An 18,717-nucleotide genomic window follows, 5' to 3' on the forward strand; every position below is an offset into this window, starting at 1 on the left:
ATGTTATCGCGGTTGGCTAAACCGTGAAAGCTTACTGAGGGATAACCGCTCCCATGCTCCCGATGAAGTAAGAAGCAGATGTCTAGACTTGTCTAGTATTTGTGTAGCAGTGAATGAGCCAACAGCGCGGCTTGAGTTCGATCGCGCAAATTCAACCGACTCAAAATATTCGTTACATAGTTCTTTACCGTGTTTTCCGACAAAAATAAGGTTTGAGCAATCTCTCGGTTGTTCGCGCCCGAAGCTATTAAACGCAACACTTCTAATTCTCTGGGTGTAAGTTGCTCTAATTCTGGCGGAGAAACAACCGTCTGATTAGTTACAGCAGGACTCATCAGGGCTTTCTCAAATAAGCCCGGGCCTAGTTGCGTGTGTCCTTTATAAACAGCGCGAATCGCTAACGCAAGTTCGTCGGGTTCGGTATCTTTGAGCAGGTAGCCTTTTGCGCCCAGTCGCATTGCTTGGCTGACATATTCATCGTCATCAAATGTGGTTAAAACCAGCACTTTTGTATCGGGATAAGATTGGGCGATCGCCCCGGTTGCTGCTACGCCATCCATAACGGGCATCCGAATATCCATCAGCACAATGTCCGGGTGTAGAAGGGGAATTTGTGCGATCGCCTCCTGTCCGTTTTCAGCTTCACCAATTACCTGCATATCAGAATAGCATTCCAGGATACTCTTGATTCCCCGGCGAATAATATGCCGATCGTCCACTAGCAAAATCCGAATCATATCACAATCCTCGCATCAATTAGCATCTGGCAAACCGCACTGCATTATCATTTCTTCAGTCTCAAGCGAGAGAGACAAAAGTTTGTATATACGCGGTTTCAACCGCTGATTTCTATATATTTTGAGAGGGCAAAGAAACCGAAATCCGGCAACCGTTTCCAGACTTGCTGTAAATCGCAAATTGACCGCCCGTTGCGGCCACTCGTTCTCGCATTCCCTGGAGCCCAAATCCAGTGGTATTTTGTGCAGGATCGAAGCCTTTGCCGTTGTCAGCAATTGACAAATAAATCTGTCCTGCGTGTTGCTGCAACCCAACAGTCACCATCGTTGCATCAGCGTGTTTGTGAATATTTGTGAGGGATTCTTGCACAATTCTGTAAAGTGTTGTATTGATTTCCTGAGATAGCAGAACTGGTAAGCGAATCGAGTTGGAAACTTCGATCGCAGTCATGCGCTGAAAGTCTTGGAGAAGTTTGTCGATCGCACTTTCGAGCGACAATCCTTGCAAAGGATTCGATCGCAACACCGAAACAGATTTGCGAATTTCTAATAAAGCTTCCGATCCGAGTTGTTTCGCCTGTTTCAGAAACTCCAGCGCTTTCTCATCCTCCGATTTCCAGAACAATAGGGCATTATTGAGCTGAATCGTTTGAGCCGCGAGGGTGTGTCCGAGTCCGTCATGGATTTCACGGGCAATCCGATTGCGTTCCTGCAAAGTTGCCTGGTCTTCAATTCGCAGTGCATAGTGGCGCAGTTGTTCGTGAGTTAGGGCTAATTTATCGTGAGCGATTTCTAATTGCTCTCGGCTTTGGCGTTCCGCAATCAACGCATTAATTAACAATAAAGCGAACACTAATGTCAAGCCAAATAATAACACATTGCTAAATCGCCATTCCCAAACAGTTGCAATGACTTTTTCAGGTAAAATAGGTTTTAATAACAGTAGCGAGCTATAGGACAGCAGGGCTAAAGCCAAGACTGTCACCTGCCCCGGCTGACGGAAGATCAGACAACTACGCATCAGCAGCACGAGAAAAAGCAAAAAGCTCGATCGGCTCGATAACCCTTCCTGGACAATGGGCAGCAAAATCAAGCCAAATTCTAGGGCTGTAAATAAAACTTTTCTACCTAACCGAACTGTTGGCAAACGCAACCCGATCGCGCCGAAAAGTGCGATCGCGCCAACCCGTAACAGCGGCGACCAGAGCGACTGAAACGGATGCAGCACTTCCATCAAGGCTGCCGTCGCCAGCAGCAGCCACTCCAAATAAAGCAACAAACGAAAGGACGGATAGGTCAAGCGAATCATAGAACTTTTCCCCATCAAAAGCTGGAGCGATTCAAGCAAGGGCGCTGACCTAATTGTAGAAGGTATCTTGGAATCAAAAAACACGTTACCCCCTTATGTTCAGAAGGCAGTTCGGCAACGAAGCAGTGAATCGGGATTGAACGGATGAAGGTTGAGGGAATTGGGAATTGGTCATCGGTCATCGGTCATTGAGCAATTCTCCCACTCTCCCACTCTCCCACTCTCCCACTCTCCCGCGCTCCCCTTTTGCCATAACAAACAATTTATATGTGTAGCAGCTTAGCGAAGCGGCCAACGATCGCGCTAGAGCCTTTTAGACTGATTTTGGGTTTTGGGACTAGGAAAAAAGTCACAACTGCAAAGTGCTTTTTGACTGGTCTGGTTAGGAGTATTGGGTCATGCGCTGGCTGATTTTAGCCTATAAGATTTGGTGGTGAAGGTTAATTAGAGGCAGTAAATCATGAAAAGAACAGCGATCGCACCAGCATTTCTCCTCGTCGGTGCACTTTTGGTAGGCGGTTTGTCTGCTTGTACGCAATCCAATGCCTCCGAAGCTACCCAACCTGAAACGACGGCGACCAATCCAGTAAGTTCCGACCAAGCGAAGGCGGATTCTGCTTCCACTCAAACTGCTCAAACTGTCGCGGCGACTGCAACTCCAAGTTCAGCGCCACCGAAAGCAACGGATGCAGAACGCGCACAGAAACGCGAGGAACTTCGCAAACAAGTCGAAGCGGTGTTGACGCCCGAGCAGGTACAACAGTTGGAAACTAAAGTCAAGGGAGGTGAAAAAATGCGGAAAGCTTTGTCCGAGCTAAATCTCACCGCCGAACAAAAGACAAAAATTAAAGGAATTCTCAAGGCTGCTTATCCTCGGGGGCAAAAGCAGTCTCAAACAAGCTCGCAATAACGTTCTGATTGGGCAACTTGTAGGGCGAAACTGATACAGGGCTGGCGCGGGTTCTCCCGTCTACTCCACAAGAAAATAGATGTGTTGTGGAACAGGCATCTTGCCTGTTCTTGAGAATGATAAATGATACAAGATGTTAGTTACAACTGAGATATTGCTCACCTTTTGCACCATTGTTAATAAGCCTTTTATGAACAGGCAAGATGCCTGTTCCACAAAAAAATTTATCTCCTATAGAACAGGCCGGAAAGCCGGTTTTTGAGAATAGTGCAAGATGTTAGTTACAAAGGAGGTTTGTGATGATCGAGGAAATTATTAGTGAAAATCGGAATGGCACTCGCCCTAAAGTTTCTGACGAAAATCTGAAGCTGAACGAGCAACCGACGCACAACGTAGAAATTGTTAGTGAAACTCCAAAAGACGCTCTCCGTGAAGTTTTTCAGGAAGCTCCAGCATTGCCCGAGAGCGAACAGGCGGAAAGTGTTGCAGCCAAACAACCGACGGAAAAGGTGCTGGCGAAAGGGCGGATTGCGCTGTTTCTGCTGGGGTTGCTGCTGGTGGGTGGGTTGGGATTTTTGGTTTGGGTGCGATCGACTGCTACTAAAGCGGAAAAACCGAGCCGTAGCGGTAGACTCCAAGTGACTCCGGTGACAGTGGCAACAGTGACGAAAAAAACGGTTCCGATACAGTTGCAAGCGATCGGCAACGTGCAATCGAGTTCTACTGTCTCGGTGACACCACAAGCTAGCGGGCGGATTACAGGAGTTTATTTCAAGAAAGGACAAGAAGTTAAGAAAGGACAACTGCTGTTTTCGATCGACGATCGCTCTCAAACTGCCTCGATCCAGCAAGCTCAAGGAATCGTAGCAAAAAGCCAAGCACAGGTGCAACAAGCCACAGCCAACCTTTCTAAAGACCAAGGAGTTGTCGAACAAGCCAGAGCAACCCTGGACAAAGACCGAGGAATTGTCCAGCAAGCCAAAGCGACCCTGGAAAAAGACCAAGGAATTGTCCAGCAAGCCAGAATGACTCTTGCTAAAGACAAAGGAGTAGTCGAACAAGCCAGAATGACCCTGGAAAAAGACCAAGGCGCAGTCAAGCAAGCGATCGCTACCTTGACCAAGGATCGAGCTCAAGCCCAATATGCCGAAGCACAAAGTCAACGGTACGCAGCCCTCTACCAACAAGGAGTAATCAGTCAAGACCAAGCCCAACAATACGCTACCAGCAGCCGAGCCGCTGCGGCAACGGTCGATCTTGACAAGCAAGCGATCGCCAATGCTGAAACTGCGGTGAAGAGCGATCGCATCGGGATTGCCAATGCTGAGGCAGCCGTCAAAAGTGATGAAGTGGCGATCGCCAATGCTGAGACGGCGGTGAAAAGCGATCTAGTGGGGATTGAGAATGCTGAGACGGCGGTGAAAAGCGATTTAGTGGGGATTGAGAATGCTCGGGCTGTCGTGGAGGGCGATCGGGCTGCGATCGAGGGTTCTCAAGCAGGGTTGAGTGCAGACGGCGGTGCCTTGAAAAATGCTCAGGTGCAATCATCCTATACCAAGGTCTATGCGCCGATCGACGGGCGTGCTGGAAATGTGCTGGTGACAATCGGCAATGTGGTGCAAGCAAACAGCGACAAACCCTTGGTGACAATCTCCACAATTAATCCCATTCAAGTTGCCTTTTCCGTTCCTGAATCCAACCTCCCACAAATCCAAAAATACGCGGATAACGGCAAACTTAAAGTTGATGTCACCTTTGCTGGAAACAATCGTCCGATATCGGGAACCTTATCATTTGTGAACAATACGGTTGACAATGCCACTGGCTCAATTCAACTGATTGGCGACTTTAATAACGCAGATGGCAAACTTTTCCCCGGTCAATTTGTTAACACAACTCTAACATTAAGTCAACAACCAAATGCGATTGTTGTTCCCTCACAAGCTGTACAGACAGGGCCGAACGGACAATTCGTGTTTGTCGCCCAAGAAGACGATACAGTGGAAAATGTGCCTGTAGTTGTCAGCAATACAATCAACGGCTTAACTGTCATCCAAAAAGGTCTGGATGCGGGTGATGAAGTTGTCACCGACGGACAAGCAAATCTGGTTGATGGTAGCAAGATTCGCATTAAAACCGCAGCGGATGCTAAAGATAATTCAGATAATACTAAAGGCAATAATAATTCAGAGACATCTGGAGCCAAAGAAACTGGTAGAAAATCTGGCGGCGACTCTAATTCATCGGGAAATAAGTCATGGAAATCGCGCAAGAATCCCTAGGGCGAGCGATTTTATATTTGGATTATCGAAAGTTGTTTTGCAGACAGAAGTAATCTCAAACCCCTGGAATTGCTTCACTTCGTTTCGTTATTGCCCGATCGCGAAATCGAAGGTTAAATAGTCAACCATCATTCAGTTTTGCGACTGACAGTCAACAGTCAACAGTCAACAGTCAACAGTCAACAGTCATTCCGGTAAAACCGGAATTGATATAACTAATGAATCTCTCAGAACCGTTTATTCGCCGTCCAATTATGACCACCTTGGTGATGGCGGCAATTCTGATTTTTGGTTGGATGAGTTATCGCTTACTGCCGATTAGCGATTTGCCAAACGTCGATTATCCCACGATTCAAGTCAGCGCTTCCCGCCCCGGCGCTAGCCCGGAAACGATGGCTGCATCGGTGGCGCGCCCGCTAGAAAAGCAATTTTCCAGCATTGCTGGACTCGATACGCTAACCTCAACGAGTACCAGCGGCAAAACTCAAATTACGCTTCAGTTCAATCTCAGCCACAATATTGACGATGCCGCGCAAGATGTGGAATCGGCAATTTCCTCGGCATCGGGCCAAATGCCCAACGATTTGCCAAATCCGCCTACCTACAGCAAAGTCAACCCCGCCGACGGGCCGATTCTTTACCTTTATCTAACTTCCCCAACGCTTCCGCTTTCTGAGGTTGATAAATACGCACAAACCTATCTAGCGCAAAAGCTATCGACAATCGGCGGTGTGGCGCAAGTGCAGATTTACGGTTCTCAAAAGTATGCGGCTCGAATTCAACTCGATCCGCAGCAGTTAGCCAGCCGGCAAATTGGCATCGCTCAAGTGCAAACTGCGATCGAACAAGGAAACGTCAACTTACCCACAGGAAGCCTTTCCGGTAGCCATAAAAACTTTACTGTGCAAACCAACGGACAGCTTCAGGATGCAGCAGCATTCCGCCGTTTAATTGTGACGTATAAAAATGAACAGCCTATTTATCTCGAACAATTAGGACGAGTCATTGACAGCGTAGAAAATACTCAACTTGCGAGTTGGTATAACAACGATCGCGCAATTATCCTCACGATTCAAAGACAGCCGGGTACGAATACTGTAGAAGTTGTAGAGACGATTCAAAAATTACTGCCCAACTTAAAAACTCAGATTCCGAGTTCGATCGAGCTTGGGGTGATGTACGATGCGTCTCAATCAATTCGAGATTCGGTTGACGACGTTCGGTTTACCCTCGTTTTGACGATCGCCCTAGTTATCTTAGTAATCTTCTTATTTTTACGCAATCTGTCTGCAACAGTCATTCCCAGTTTAGCGCTGCCGGTTTCGCTGATCGCAACCTTTGGGGTGATGCACTTATTCAACTACTCGCTAGATAACTTGTCGATGATGGCACTGACGCTATCCGTCGGCTTTGTAGTCGATGATGCAATCGTCATGCTCGAAAACATCGTCCGTCACATAGAAGAAGGAGAAAGCCCGCGAGAAGCGGCGCTAAACGGGTCTAGGGAAATCGGCTTTACGATTTTATCGATGACGCTTTCCTTGGTAGCGGTGTTTATTCCGATGTTATTTATGAGCGAATTGTTGGGGCGCTTGTTTCATGAATTTGCAGTGACGATTGCAGTTTCAATTTTGGTTTCAGGCTTTGTATCTTTGAGCCTGACACCAATGTTGTGCAGCCGTTTTTTGCGGCCGGTAAATCACGCCAATCAAAGCCGGCTTTATCGAGCTTCAGAGTATGTATTCGAGGTATTTTTGAGTTTGTACGATTGGAGCCTCAAGAAAGTTTTAAAATATCACCGCACCACGATGATTTTGTCATTCGCAATGGTGTTTGTCACAGTTGGACTATTTATCGCGGTTCCCAAAGGCTTTATTCCTAGCCAAGACACCGGACAAATCACGGGCATTACTCAAGCTGCACAAGATGCCTCTTTTGATGAATTAGTTCGCCACCAGCAAGCCGTTGTCAGCGCAATTCGCCAAGATCCAAATGTGGAAGCAGTTAACTCGAATATCGGGGCAGGAGCGAGTGCAAATGGCGGCGGGGCAGCAGTTGCCGGAAATTCAGGAAGCTTGTTTATTCGGCTAAAACCGCGCTCGCAGCGGCAGATGGGAGCCGACGAAATTGTGCAGAATTTGCGATCGCAGCTAGCAGAGATTCCCGGCATTCAAGTCTTCTTGCAAAATCCTCCGGCAATCCCGCTGGGCACTCAACAAAGCACTGGATTGTATCAACTCGCGCTGCAAAGTTCTGACGTTTTACCGCTGCGACAATACGTCCCGCAACTGGTTGACAAAATGAAAGCAATGCCAGAAATTCAGGATGTTAACAGCGATTTGCAGATGACTTCTCAAATCAAAATTGATATCGATCGCGACAAAGCCTCAGCATTAGGAATTACTGCCAGTCAAATTGAAAACACTCTGAGAAATGCTTACGGCGCTTACCAAGTTTCCACGATTTACGGTGCGAGCAACGAGTATCAAGTTATTTTGGAACTAGAACCAAAGTATCAAAAAGATCCCAATGCTTTGATGCAGCTTTACATCGCTACAGCGGGCAGTAATTCGAGTGAGACTTCTGGCGGTCAAACACAAGTACCGCTAGCAACGTTTGCCAAAATCACTCCGGGAACTGCACCATTAATTGTCAACCACGTCGGGCGGATGAATGCTGCGACAATTTCCTACAACCTCGCTGCTGGGGTGGCGCTGGGAACGGCAAATAGTGCGATCGACAAAATCGTGAAATCGGTAATTCCTGACAGCATTTCTACCAATTATAAGGGCGCGAGCCAAGTATTTCAAAGTTCGCTGCCGAGTTTAGGGTTTCTGTTGGCAGTGGCAATTTTGGTAATCTATTTGATTCTCGGTATTTTGTACGAAGATTTCATCCATCCAATTACAATTCTGTCGGGATTGCCTTCGGCGGGATTTGGCGCGTTATTAACGCTGATGTTGTTTGGCGTTGAACTCAACGTTTATTCATTCATCGGCATCATCTTGCTGGTAGGGATTGTTAAGAAAAACGGCATTATGATGGTGGATTTTGCGATCGAAGCCCAGCGCAACGACGGTAAAAAACCAGCGGAAGCAATCTATCAAGCCTGCTTAGTGCGCTTTCGACCGATTATGATGACCACAATGGCGGCACTAATGGGAACATTGCCCATCGCCCTAGGAGTTGGTGCGGGTTCGGAATCTCGTCGCCCGTTAGGAATTGCCGTTGTCGGCGGACTTTTGTTTTCACAAGTTTTGACACTGTATCTCACGCCCGTATTTTACATCTACATGGAATCGTGGCGGAAAAAGCTCAATGAGGTGAATTTTCGGCAAGTTTTTTCGTTTAAATGAGGACGGTAAAATAACCGTTCTAAGTTTGTAGTAAATGAGATGTTATACCAATGTCAATAAGTCTTTATGAGCGGGCAGGATGCCCACCCCACAAGAAAAACAATCTTTGTGGAACAGGCATCTTGCCTGTTCTTGAAAAGCGGGCAGGATGCCCACCCCACAAGAAAAACAATCTTTGTGGAACAGGCATCTTGCCTGTTCTTAAAAAGCGGGCAGGATGCCCACCCCACAAGAAAAACAATCTTTGTGGAACAGGCATCTTGCCTGTTCTTGAAAATCGCAAAAAGCCCATTCTACAAAACTTACTTTTCTTGTGGAACGGGCATCTTGCCCGTTCCTAAATAAGGAGTACAGGTTATTTAATTCTCATTCGTTACCCTAAAATATATGAACCTTTCAGAAATTTTTATCCGCCGCCCCGTAATGACCGCACTGGTCACAATCGGCATCCTAATCTTCGGTTTGATGAGTTATTTTCTGCTACCAATTAGCGCCTTACCTCACGTTGAATATCCCTTTGTAAGTGTCTCTGCTAGCTTACCCGGTGCAACCCCCGAAACAATGTCATCCTCAGTTGCCGCGCCGCTAGAAAGACAGTTCACCGAAATAGCAGGTCTCAATTCGTTTAACTCCACCAGTTCCACCGGTAGCGCGAATATTTCCCTACAATTTGACTTCAGCCGCAGTGTCAATTCTGCTGCTAAAGACGTACAAGCTGCGATCGCCGCCGCCGCAGGTTCATTGCCATCTGGAATGCCCAAACCGCCTACCTACCGCAAAGTTAACCCTTCAGTTGCGCCGGTTCTATACCTTTATTTGTACTCAAAAACCCTGCCAATTGCAGAAGTGGATGAAGCAGCAGAAGTGACGATCGCACAACCCATCTCAGCGATCGACGGTGTGGCACAAGTGCAGGTTTACGGGCAGAAACAATATGCAGTGCGGATTCAACTCGATCCGCGAGAAGTGACCGCCAGGGGAATCGGATTAGATCAAGTTAGAACCGCAGTTACGCAAGGAAATGTAAACTTGCCAACCGGAAGCCTTTCTGGCGATAACAAAAGCTATTTAATTCAGGTAAACGGTCAATTAAATAAGGCAGCCGAATATCGATCGCTGATCGTTGCTTACAAAAATGGCGCCGCAGTGAGGCTGCAAGATTTAGGAAACGTGATTGACGACGTGCAGAATAACAAAGTTTTGAATTTGTACAGCGATAAAAATGTGACAAATCAACCTGCAATCTTGCTGGCGGTGCAGCCTCAACCCGATGGAAATACTGTCGAAATCGTCGATGCGATCGTGCAAATGTTACCCGCACTCAAACAACAAATTCCCCAATCGATCGAAATGGGAATTATGTACGATCGTTCTCAATCTATTCGGGCTTCTGTAGACGATGTGAAGTTCTCCTTAGTTTTATCGGTGTGTCTGGTTGTCTTAGTAATTTTTCTATTTTTGCGGAACCTCACAGCGACGCTAATTCCGAGTTTAGCTTTGCCTGTAGCGATTATCGGTACGTTTGCGGTGATGTATCAGTTGGGATACTCGTTAGATAACCTATCTCTGATGGCGCTGACGCTTTCAGTGGGGTTTGTGGTGGATGATGCGATCGTGGTGCTCGAAAATATTGTTCGCCACCAAGAAATGGGAGAAGCACCGCTAGAAGCAGCATTAAAAGGGTCGAAAGAAATTGGTTTTACCATTATTTCAATGACGCTTTCATTGGTCGCCGTATTTATTCCCATCATGTTTATGGGCGGGTTAATCGGTCGGTTGTTCCACGAATTTGCTGTGACAATTTCTGTGGCAATTTTGGTGTCAGGATTTGTTTCTCTGAGCCTCACCCCGATGTTGTGCAGTCGATTTCTCAAATCGTCCCACCAACACCCAAAAAACCGCTTCTACCACCTTTCAGAGCGCGGATTCGATCTGTTACTGCAAGGATATGAATGGACGCTAAAACCTGTTTTGAAATACCGTTTCGTGACGCTGATTGGTTCTGTAGTTCTGCTGGTATTGACGGCTTATCTGTTCGTTCTGGTTCCGAAAGGCTTTATTCCGACTGAAGACACCGGACAACTGATGGCTAACACAAAAGGAGCGCAAGATATTTCCTTTGAAGATATGCTGCTTCACCAACAAAAAGTAGTTGATATTATTCGGAAAAATCCCAACATCGCAGCGTTGAACTCAACTGTAGGTGCGAGCGGCCCGAACGCATCGGCTAACAACGGACGCATCACAATTAGGCTCAAACCCCGATCGCAGCGCCGCCTCAGTGCCGACGAAATCATCCAACAACTCACTCCTAAGTTGCGCGGAATTCCCGGCATTCAAGCTTTTTTACGCTCTCCTGCTGCGATTCCGATCGGCGGTCAACAAACAAATTCACAATATCAGTTTACGGTGCAAAGTTTAGACTTGCAAGCGCTGCGTCAAGCGGTGGCTGAATTGTTAGCTAAAATCAAAACGCTACCGGGATTGCGCGGTGTGGATAGCGATTTGCAACTGAGTACGCCTCAGCTTCAAGTTAAAGTCGATCGCGACAAAGCCGCAACCGTCGGCGTTAGTGCTCAACAAGTGCAAAAAACCCTCAGCGCAGCTTACGGTTCTGGGCAGGTTTCGACGATTTATACCCCGAACAATCAATTTACGGTTGTGTTAGAACTAAAGCCTGAGTTTCAGCGCGATCCGAGTGCTTTGTCGATGCTTTACGTGCGATCGAACACCGGACAAATGATATCGCTAAGTGCGATCGCCAATGTCACCCAAACAGTCGGCCCGCTAACCGTCAATCACCTAACCGGATTGCCCTCTGCTACAATCTCCTTTGACACTCTTCCAGGCACATCACTGAGTCAAGCAACCGCAGCTATCGAGAAAGTTGCAAAGGATATTTTGCCGCCGTCAGTGACAACAAGTTTCCAAGGTGCAGCACAGGTATTCAACCAATCTTTTAACGATTTAGGTTGGTTGTTGCTGGTTTCTATTGTGGTGATTTATTTAATTCTCGGCATTTTGTACGAGGATTTCATTCACCCGCTGACAATTTTGTCAGGTTTGCCGTCAGCCGGATTTGGTGCACTGTTAACGCTGGTAATCTTTCAGGTTGAACTCAATCTCTATTCGTTTATCGGGATTATTCTGCTGGTGGGAATTGTCAAGAAAAACGGTATCATGCTGGTAGATTTTGCGATCGAGAAACAGCGCAAAGAAGGCAGAAGCGCGTTTGATGCCATTTACGAAGCCTGCATCGTCCGCTTCCGTCCGATTATGATGACGACGATGGCGGCTTTAATTGGAACTTTGCCGATCGCCCTGGGAGTTGGTAGCGGTTCCGAATCGCGCCGTCCGTTGGGAATTGCGATCGTCGGTGGATTGCTATTTTCGCAAGTTTTAACGCTGTATCTTACTCCGGTATTTTACACTTATATGGAAGCGTGGCGCAAACGGCTAGGTCAACCAAAAATGAAGCTGTCTGAATTTTTCTGGCGTCCTAAAACTCGACCTTCGAGCCGAAATTAAAACAGGTGTTTGTAGCGAGGACTTTAGTCATTAGTTATGCGGTTAATTAACCAACTTTCAAACGATCGTTGACTTTCACTGCTGCGTCGACCCGCTAGCAAACCTTCAACTCCAATATGTTCGTCTAAATCAACCCATTCAATGGCATAACCATCTCCAAGTAGCTGCCAATTATGTCTTTCCTCCGGGGTACCGTGCAACAAACGGGGATACCAAGCTAAGGGCACGCTCAAACTGCGACCATCAACTAAGTCCACAATTACTTTTTCATCTGTCACCGTGACTTTAATTACGAGGGGTTCTGTTTCAAGGATCAAAGTAGTCATGCCAAGCCTCCAACAATATTTGTTCATATTCCTCTACAAGACGAGCAATCTGGTTTAATTCATGCTCTTTGAAGCCTCGATTTTTTTCTAGAGATACAGGATTCATCCAAAATTTGGCAAGTTGCCGATCGCGCTTAACATGAATGTGGGCTGGTTCGCCTCGATCGGAACTAAAAAAGATGAAACTGTAGGGTCCAACCTGAAGAACCGTAGGCATTAGCTGTTATCAGAGTTAATTTTCTCCTAAGTTTAACTTGCGATCGCTCTTAAATGTTAGGTACTTTTAAAAATTAATAATCAGCCGGCGATCGCCTTTTTACATCTCTGCTTTGATTAGTGCCAGCGCGGTCTTTCTTCCTGCCTTTTTTAATTTGCTGGCTCATTTCTACAAACAAATCCCTACGCAGATAAGGATAGTCGCTCACCCACACGTCGCGGCTGGGAATATAAATATCTGAAACTTTGGCAATTCTGCCTAAATCTTCTTGATTTGACATGATTAACATTAAAGCAGCTTGGCCGGGGACAATTCCTTGGTGATCTTTCCGCAATGGAGCTCGAAGTGTAGTAGTAAATCCGGTTTTGTCACCAACTTCTAAGTTGATGCGTGGTTCTAGGTTGTCAACTATTACGAGTTGTCCTTTTTGATTGACTGTTTCTTCTTGACTTGTGACTTCATCGGTAATATAAATATCCAAAACTCGTCCTTGCCAAAAACCGCAGTATTGATATTTGCGGCATTCTGCATTTCGCAAACTCGCCCACAAAATCGGTCCCCACAGCCAGTACAAACCAGCTATCAATCCGGTGATTAAAACTAGCGGTCCAACATCGGAACCGGCGAAGTTATAAACTACCAGGAGGAAAACTACGCTGACTGCAGATATTAACATTCGCCTCAAAAAATCGGGTGGTTTTCCCCAGATATATTTGTATTGCGCTCCCGTGGCGACGGCGGGAATTAGTTCTTGAAAGGTTTCGCGGGTTAAGGGAATTAGCATAATTAGTCAGTTGGCAGTTGGCAGTTGGCAGTTGGCAGTTGGCAGTTGGCAGTTGGCAGTAGTAACAAGTTACCAATTACCAATTACCAATTACCAATTACCTACAGTATTTTTTCCAGGCCGTAAACGAGCGATCGCAATTCCAGGACTTTGCGTATAGACAGCAACACTCCGGGCATATAACAAGCTCGATCGCTCGTATCGTGTCGTAAAGTATAAACTTGACCGGCGCCGCCAAAAATTACCTCTTGGTGGGCAATTAAACCGGGTAAACGGATGCTGTGAATGCGAATCCCTTCATCGGCGACTGAACCCCGAGCACCGGCTAATTTTTCGGTTTCCTCAACTTCTGGCAGATTGAAAGTTTTTCCCATTTCTGCTAACATTTGGGCAGTTTGAATTGCCGTACCGCTGGGAGCGTCGGCTTTTTGATTGTGGTGCAGCTCGATAATTTCTACGTGTTCAAAATACTGAGATGCCGTGACGGCGGCTTGTTGGAGCAAAACCATGCCGATCGAGAAATTGGGTACGATCAAACAGCCGATGCTCGCTTTATCAGCGAATTCAGCTAAGTTTTCAATTTGCTTGCTGCTCAATCCGGTAGTGCCGACTACTGGGCGAATGCCGTAAGCTATTGCCGATCGCACGTTTTCATAAACTGACGAAGGGTGCGTAAAATCTACCATCACGCCTAACTGCTTTTCCTGAGCTGCTAATACCAGCATTCCTTGCAAGTCGTCAGTGATGGGAACTTCTAACGGGCCGCATCCGGCTAATTCGCCGGCATCGGCGTGGAGGCACTCAGGGGAGCGGTCTACAGCCCCAAATAAAGTCATGTCACTAGCATGGGCGATCGCCTTGATTACTTCGCGGCCCATTTTGCCTGCAGCACCGTTAACAATCACCGGAATCGGAAGTTGATTCGCCATAATCTCAAAAATATCCTGAAAGTTCGATCGACTAAATTTTAACGCTTGTGGGAATTTGGGGAAACAAGGAATGAAAGACAGGATTTGTCGGCAAATCTTCAAAAACCCGGTTCCCATTCGAGAAATACTTTGCCAAATCGAGTAATTAGCTTAAAGAAACTCGGTGGCGGCACAAGTTCTGAAAAAATTACATTCAATCTCATATTAAGCTCAATTCTGTTAGAACAGACTTGTGCAAAGCTAATTTGCACCGACATATTTTTTCTGTGACTGCCAAATTCTCTCGAAATCTTCGATATGTCATGTCTGTGGCAACTGGCCTCAACCTGAGTTCTCAAAACCGACGGGTCAGGATTTTGCCTGCAATGCTTGTGGGCGCGACTGTAACGCTGCTGAATATGGGAGTTCGGCAGTTGGGAGGCCTGCAAAGCTGGGAATTGGGGAGTTTTGACTCGTTAGTGCGCTTGCAGCCAGATTCCGGCCCCGATCAGCGGCTGCTGGTAGTGGAAATTTCTGAAGCCGATATTCAAGCTTTGGGGAGATTTCCGATTTCCGACAAGACGATCGCTCAAACCTTGGCAAAACTGCAAAAGTATCAGCCAAAAGTCATCGGTTTGGATTTGTACCGGGATTTGCCTCAAGCGCCGGGACACCAAGAATTGCTGGCTGGGCTGAAAGCACCGAATGTGGTGGCGATCTATAAATTGAGCGATTCAGAAAGTCAGGGAGTGCCGGCGCCTCCGGGGATACCGCCCGATCGGGTTGGTTTTAACGACTTCGTGCTCGATCCTGATGGCGTTGTACGCCGCAATTTGCTCTCAGTCTCGCAACCAGACAAAAAGATTGCTTTATCGTTTTCTCTGCAAGTGGCTTTGCTGTATCTCAAAGACAGAGTACAGCAGAAAAATAGCGCTGTTCATCCTCACCAAATCAAGTGGGGAAAGGCAGAATTTGTGCCTTTAACTTCTGACAGCGGCGGCTATGCAAATATTGACGCCAAAGGCTACCAAATTCTGCTCAAATACCGATCGGCGAACGAGGTGGCGCGACAAGTCAGTATCAGGCAGGTATTGAAGGGAGAAATTGAACCAAGCTGGGTTAAGGACAAGATTGTGTTGATCGGGACGACGGCACCGAGTACCAGAGATTTGTTTTTGTCGCCTTACAGCCCGGTTAAAAAGCAAAGTCCGAAAATGCCGGGGGTGTTGCTGCACACGCAAATGCTCAGCCAAATATTGAGTGCGGTTTTGGATGGACGATCGCTGTTTTGGGTGTGGCCGGAATGGGCGGAAATTTTGTGGAACGGTGCTTGGGCGATGGTTGGCGGGGTTTTGGCTTGGCGGATTCAGCATCCTGGGAGGGCGGGATTGGCTGGGGGTGCTGCATTGATGGGACTGTTGGGGATTAGTTATGGGATTTTTACTGGGGGTGGGTGGGTGCCGCTGGTGTCGCCGGCTTTAGGTTTGGTGGTGACTGGTGTGGGTGTCAGTGCTTACAGGAAGCTTTACGATGCTTTTCACGATTCTCTGACGGGTTTGCCCAACCGGGATTTGTTCGTGGATTGCTTGGGGCGGGCGATCGCCAATACTAGGGGCCGGCGCAGCTATCTGTTTGCGGTGCTGTTTCTGGATTTAGACAGGTTTAAGGTGATTAATGATTCTTTGGGTCATTTGGTGGGGGATGAACTGCTGATGGGGGTGGTGCTGCGGTTGAGGGCAAGTATTGGTCGTGCAGATACTGTGGCGCGGGTGGGGGGTGATGATTTTGCGATTTTGGTGAGGAATGTTGATGTTGCTAGTGCGGTGGATTTGGCCACGCGAATTCACCAAGCTTTAATTGTGCCTTTTGAGTTGAAGGGGCAGGATGTGTTTGTGACAGCAAGCATCGGGATTGCCATCGGGGGCGAACCCGCTGCTAATCTCAGCGAACAGCCTGAACACTTGCTGCGGGACGCCCACACGGCGATGTACCGGGCGAAGGCTTTGGGAACGGGAAGGTATCAGGTGTTTAATGCTTCGATGCACGCTTTGGCGGTGGAGAGGTTGCAGTTGGAGACGGATTTGCGGATTGCCCTCAAGCGTCAGGAGTTTTTGCTGCACTATCAGCCGTTTGTCTCTTTGGCAAGCGGGAGGATTATTGGGTTTGAGGCTTTGGTACGCTGGCAGCACCCGCTGCGGGGTTTGATTCCGCCGATGAAGTTTATTCCGGTGGCTGAGGAAACGGGGGCAATTGTGCCGCTGGGTGAGTGGGTGTTGGAGGAGGCTTGCCGGCAGTTGGGGCTTTGGGAGGGAATGTTTGATTTCGATCGACCTTTGATTATGAGTGTAAATTTATCTGGGAAGCAGTTTGCCCAGCCGGATTTGGTCGATCGCATTCAGGTGATTTTGGAAACAACGGGTTTGAGTGCCGAGAGTTTGAAGTTGGAGATTACTGAGAGTGTGGTGATGGAGGATGTGGAGTCGGCGATCGGGGTTTTGAAGCACATGAAGGAGCTTAATGTCAAGTTGGGAATTGATGATTTTGGTACGGGTTATTCGTCATTGAGTTATTTAAGTCGATTTCCTACGGATACTTTGAAGGTTGATAAGTCGTTTGTGGGGCGGATGGAGATCGAAAGCGAGGGGGAGAATGTGGCGATCGTGCGGACGATTGTGGCGCTGGCTCATGCTTTGGGTATGGATGTGATTGCTGAGGGTGTGGAGACGGCGGCACAATTAGCTAGGTTGAGGTCGATCGGCTGCGAATACGGTCAGGGTTATTTTTTTGCTAAGCCGTTACCCAGCGAGGCTGCGACTGCTTTGATGGCTTCCGAGCCGCAGTGGTAGTTGTGGGTTTTTAGTTATTAGTTATTGTATAGCCTTTCGATCTCTCATATGAGGTACTCCTGGGCATAGGGCATAGGGCATAGGGCATAGGGCATAGGGCATAGGGCATAGGGCATAGGGCACAGGGCATACCTCACCACGCTTGAGAACCGCTATACGTTAGAGCTAAAATTAAAAGTCGATCGGGTTCCCAAAGCAGATATCTAATATGTTAGGTGCTAAAATTACTGCTAGGTCAACAAACATGAAGCTGAAATAAATTGTCAGCCATCTCGTTATCGATCCTCGAAAATTAACACAGTATCCTCTTAATTTAGATAACGCTGTCGGTAGCAATAATGCTGTAATATTTCATCCTCGTTTAGGATTAAATCAAGAAAACTATGACTTACTGTTAGCACAGATTTCAACTAAAACTCTTGAGGCTGAAGCAATGATATCAAATCGGTTAGCATCGGAATAGTAAATTCGAGTTGACTGTTGACGGTTGACTGTTGACACCGTGAACAGTCAACATCATGTATGAGTGTAACCGGAAATGATATTACTTGTTATTCTACAGATATTGATCATTGCCCGATCGCCCTTAGCTCAAAATGGTGTTTCTGCCTGTAGGTATAACCTTTCTCCCAACTGCGGATGCTCAAACGAAAGTTCCCGCGCGTGCAAGTGTAGTCGATTCGCAGCAGCCCGACATCCGTAAAGTCGATCGCCCAAAATCGGTATCCCCAACCCTCGAACATCCGCTGCATGAACCCTCAATTGATGAGTGCGTCCCGTCAGCGGCAAAAACTCGACGCGATCGCAATTTCCCTCCCTCGCCATTACCTGAAAGCGAGTAACGCTGGGTTTTCCGCACTCCCAATTGACTTGCTGGTAAGGGCGATTTTCGGGATCGCCCCAAAGTGGGAGTTCGATCGTCCCCGCATCAATTTTTACCGTACCCGAAAGCACCGCTTCATAAACTTTGTGAACCTGCTTTTTTGCAAATTGCTGCCTGAGTTGACTGCTAGTTTCTTTCTCCCGCGCCAATAACAAAATCCCCGATGTTTCCAAGTCTAAACGATGCACGACTGTCAAATTAAAACTATCAGCTAACAAGTTACGCAAACGACTAAAAACACTATCTTGATTTTCAAAATAACGACCTGGAACTGACAGCAAACCAGAGGATTTATTGACCGCAATCAACCATTTGTCTTCATAGATAATCGGTAGTATTTCGGTAACGGGCAAGATGCCCGTTCCACAAGAAATATGATGATTTGTGGGGAGTAGGGGTTGGGCTTCTAGCCCGCCCGCAAGGGGCAAGATGCCCGTTCCACAAGAAACATTATTCCTTGTGGGGAGTAGGGGTGGGGTTTCTAGCCCGCCCGCAACGGGCAAGATGCCCGTTCCACAAGAAATATGATGATTTGTGGGGAGTAGGGGTGGGGTTTCTAGCCCGCCCGCAACGGGCAAGATGCCCGTTCCACAAGAAATATGATGATTTGTGGGGAGTAGGGGTTGGGCTT

General features: G+C 47.3%; 14 protein-coding genes. 7 read left to right on the forward strand and 7 right to left on the reverse strand.

The genetic code is table 11. The annotated features are described in order from the left end of the window. Positions 1-92: 92 nt before the first annotated feature. Positions 93-737 carry a response regulator transcription factor gene (locus tag QUA16_RS27135; RefSeq protein ID WP_333107749.1) on the reverse strand — a complete coding sequence of 215 codons (645 nt, stop codon included), beginning with the start codon at positions 735-737 and terminating at the stop codon, positions 93-95. A gap of 112 nt (positions 738-849) precedes the next feature. Continuing rightward, entirely contained in the window at positions 850-2,046 is a 1,197-nt protein-coding gene (locus QUA16_RS27140) for a sensor histidine kinase (protein ID WP_333107750.1), read from the reverse strand. Between the two features lie 460 nt (positions 2,047-2,506). On the opposite strand from QUA16_RS27140, the gene QUA16_RS27145 reads away from it, so the two are divergent. From QUA16_RS27145 to QUA16_RS27165, 5 genes are all read left to right on the forward strand, one after another. Continuing rightward, the gene (locus QUA16_RS27145; protein WP_333107751.1) at positions 2,507-2,956 is read left to right on the forward strand and encodes a hypothetical protein; all 450 of its coding nucleotides are present in this window, start codon (positions 2,507-2,509) and stop codon (positions 2,954-2,956) included. Positions 2,957-3,255: 299 nt separating this feature from the next. Then, positions 3,256-5,238, forward strand: coding sequence for an efflux RND transporter periplasmic adaptor subunit (locus tag QUA16_RS27150; RefSeq protein WP_333107752.1), 1,983 nt, complete (start codon positions 3,256-3,258; stop codon positions 5,236-5,238). Between the two features lie 218 nt (positions 5,239-5,456). Next, complete coding sequence (locus tag QUA16_RS27155) at positions 5,457-8,594, forward strand: efflux RND transporter permease subunit (RefSeq protein WP_333107753.1); 3,138 nt, start codon at positions 5,457-5,459, stop codon at positions 8,592-8,594. A 108-nt stretch (positions 8,595-8,702) separates the two neighbouring features. Next, positions 8,703-8,939, forward strand: coding sequence for a hypothetical protein (locus tag QUA16_RS27160; protein ID WP_333107754.1), 237 nt, complete (start codon positions 8,703-8,705; stop codon positions 8,937-8,939). Positions 8,940-8,981: 42 nt separating this feature from the next. After that, positions 8,982-12,122 (forward strand): efflux RND transporter permease subunit, encoded by a 3,141-nt coding sequence (locus QUA16_RS27165; protein ID WP_333107755.1) that lies wholly within the window; start codon positions 8,982-8,984, stop codon positions 12,120-12,122. Positions 12,123-12,145: 23 nt separating this feature from the next. Here QUA16_RS27165 and QUA16_RS27170 read toward each other — a convergent pair whose 3' ends face one another. The 4 genes from QUA16_RS27170 to dapB form a co-directional block, all read right to left on the reverse strand. Next, on the reverse strand, positions 12,146-12,448 hold the full coding sequence (locus QUA16_RS27170) for a DUF2442 domain-containing protein (protein WP_333107756.1): 303 nt from the start codon (positions 12,446-12,448) through the stop codon (positions 12,146-12,148). Then, positions 12,429-12,665 carry a DUF4160 domain-containing protein gene (locus QUA16_RS27175; RefSeq protein WP_333107757.1) on the reverse strand — a complete coding sequence of 79 codons (237 nt, stop codon included), beginning with the start codon at positions 12,663-12,665 and terminating at the stop codon, positions 12,429-12,431. The genes QUA16_RS27170 and QUA16_RS27175 overlap by 20 nt, the downstream gene beginning before the upstream one ends. Positions 12,666-12,738: 73 nt before the next feature. Beyond that, on the reverse strand, positions 12,739-13,449 hold the full coding sequence (locus QUA16_RS27180) for a phosphate ABC transporter permease (protein WP_333107758.1): 711 nt from the start codon (positions 13,447-13,449) through the stop codon (positions 12,739-12,741). 101 nt (positions 13,450-13,550) lie between these two features. Next, positions 13,551-14,378: a 4-hydroxy-tetrahydrodipicolinate reductase gene (gene dapB, locus QUA16_RS27185; RefSeq protein WP_333107761.1), complete on the reverse strand. Its 828-nt coding sequence runs from the start codon at positions 14,376-14,378 to the stop codon at positions 13,551-13,553. A 302-nt stretch (positions 14,379-14,680) separates the two neighbouring features. Here dapB and QUA16_RS27190 point away from each other — a divergent pair, with 302 nt between their 5' ends. Next, positions 14,681-17,203: an EAL domain-containing protein gene (locus tag QUA16_RS27190; RefSeq protein WP_333107759.1), complete on the forward strand. Its 2,523-nt coding sequence runs from the start codon at positions 14,681-14,683 to the stop codon at positions 17,201-17,203. A 277-nt stretch (positions 17,204-17,480) separates the two neighbouring features. Further along, positions 17,481-17,666, forward strand: a complete 186-nt coding sequence (locus QUA16_RS37045) for a DUF6883 domain-containing protein (protein WP_445252206.1) — start codon at positions 17,481-17,483, stop codon at positions 17,664-17,666. A gap of 128 nt (positions 17,667-17,794) precedes the next feature. On the opposite strand, the gene QUA16_RS27195 is transcribed toward QUA16_RS37045, so the two are convergent. Further along, the coding region (locus QUA16_RS27195; protein ID WP_333181483.1) for an RluA family pseudouridine synthase at positions 17,795-18,717 on the reverse strand (923 nt) is incomplete at its 5' end.

The sequence above is a fragment of the Microcoleus sp. S13_C3 genome, from assembly GCF_036700905.1.
Classification (GTDB): Bacteria; Cyanobacteriota; Cyanobacteriia; order Cyanobacteriales; family Microcoleaceae; genus Microcoleus.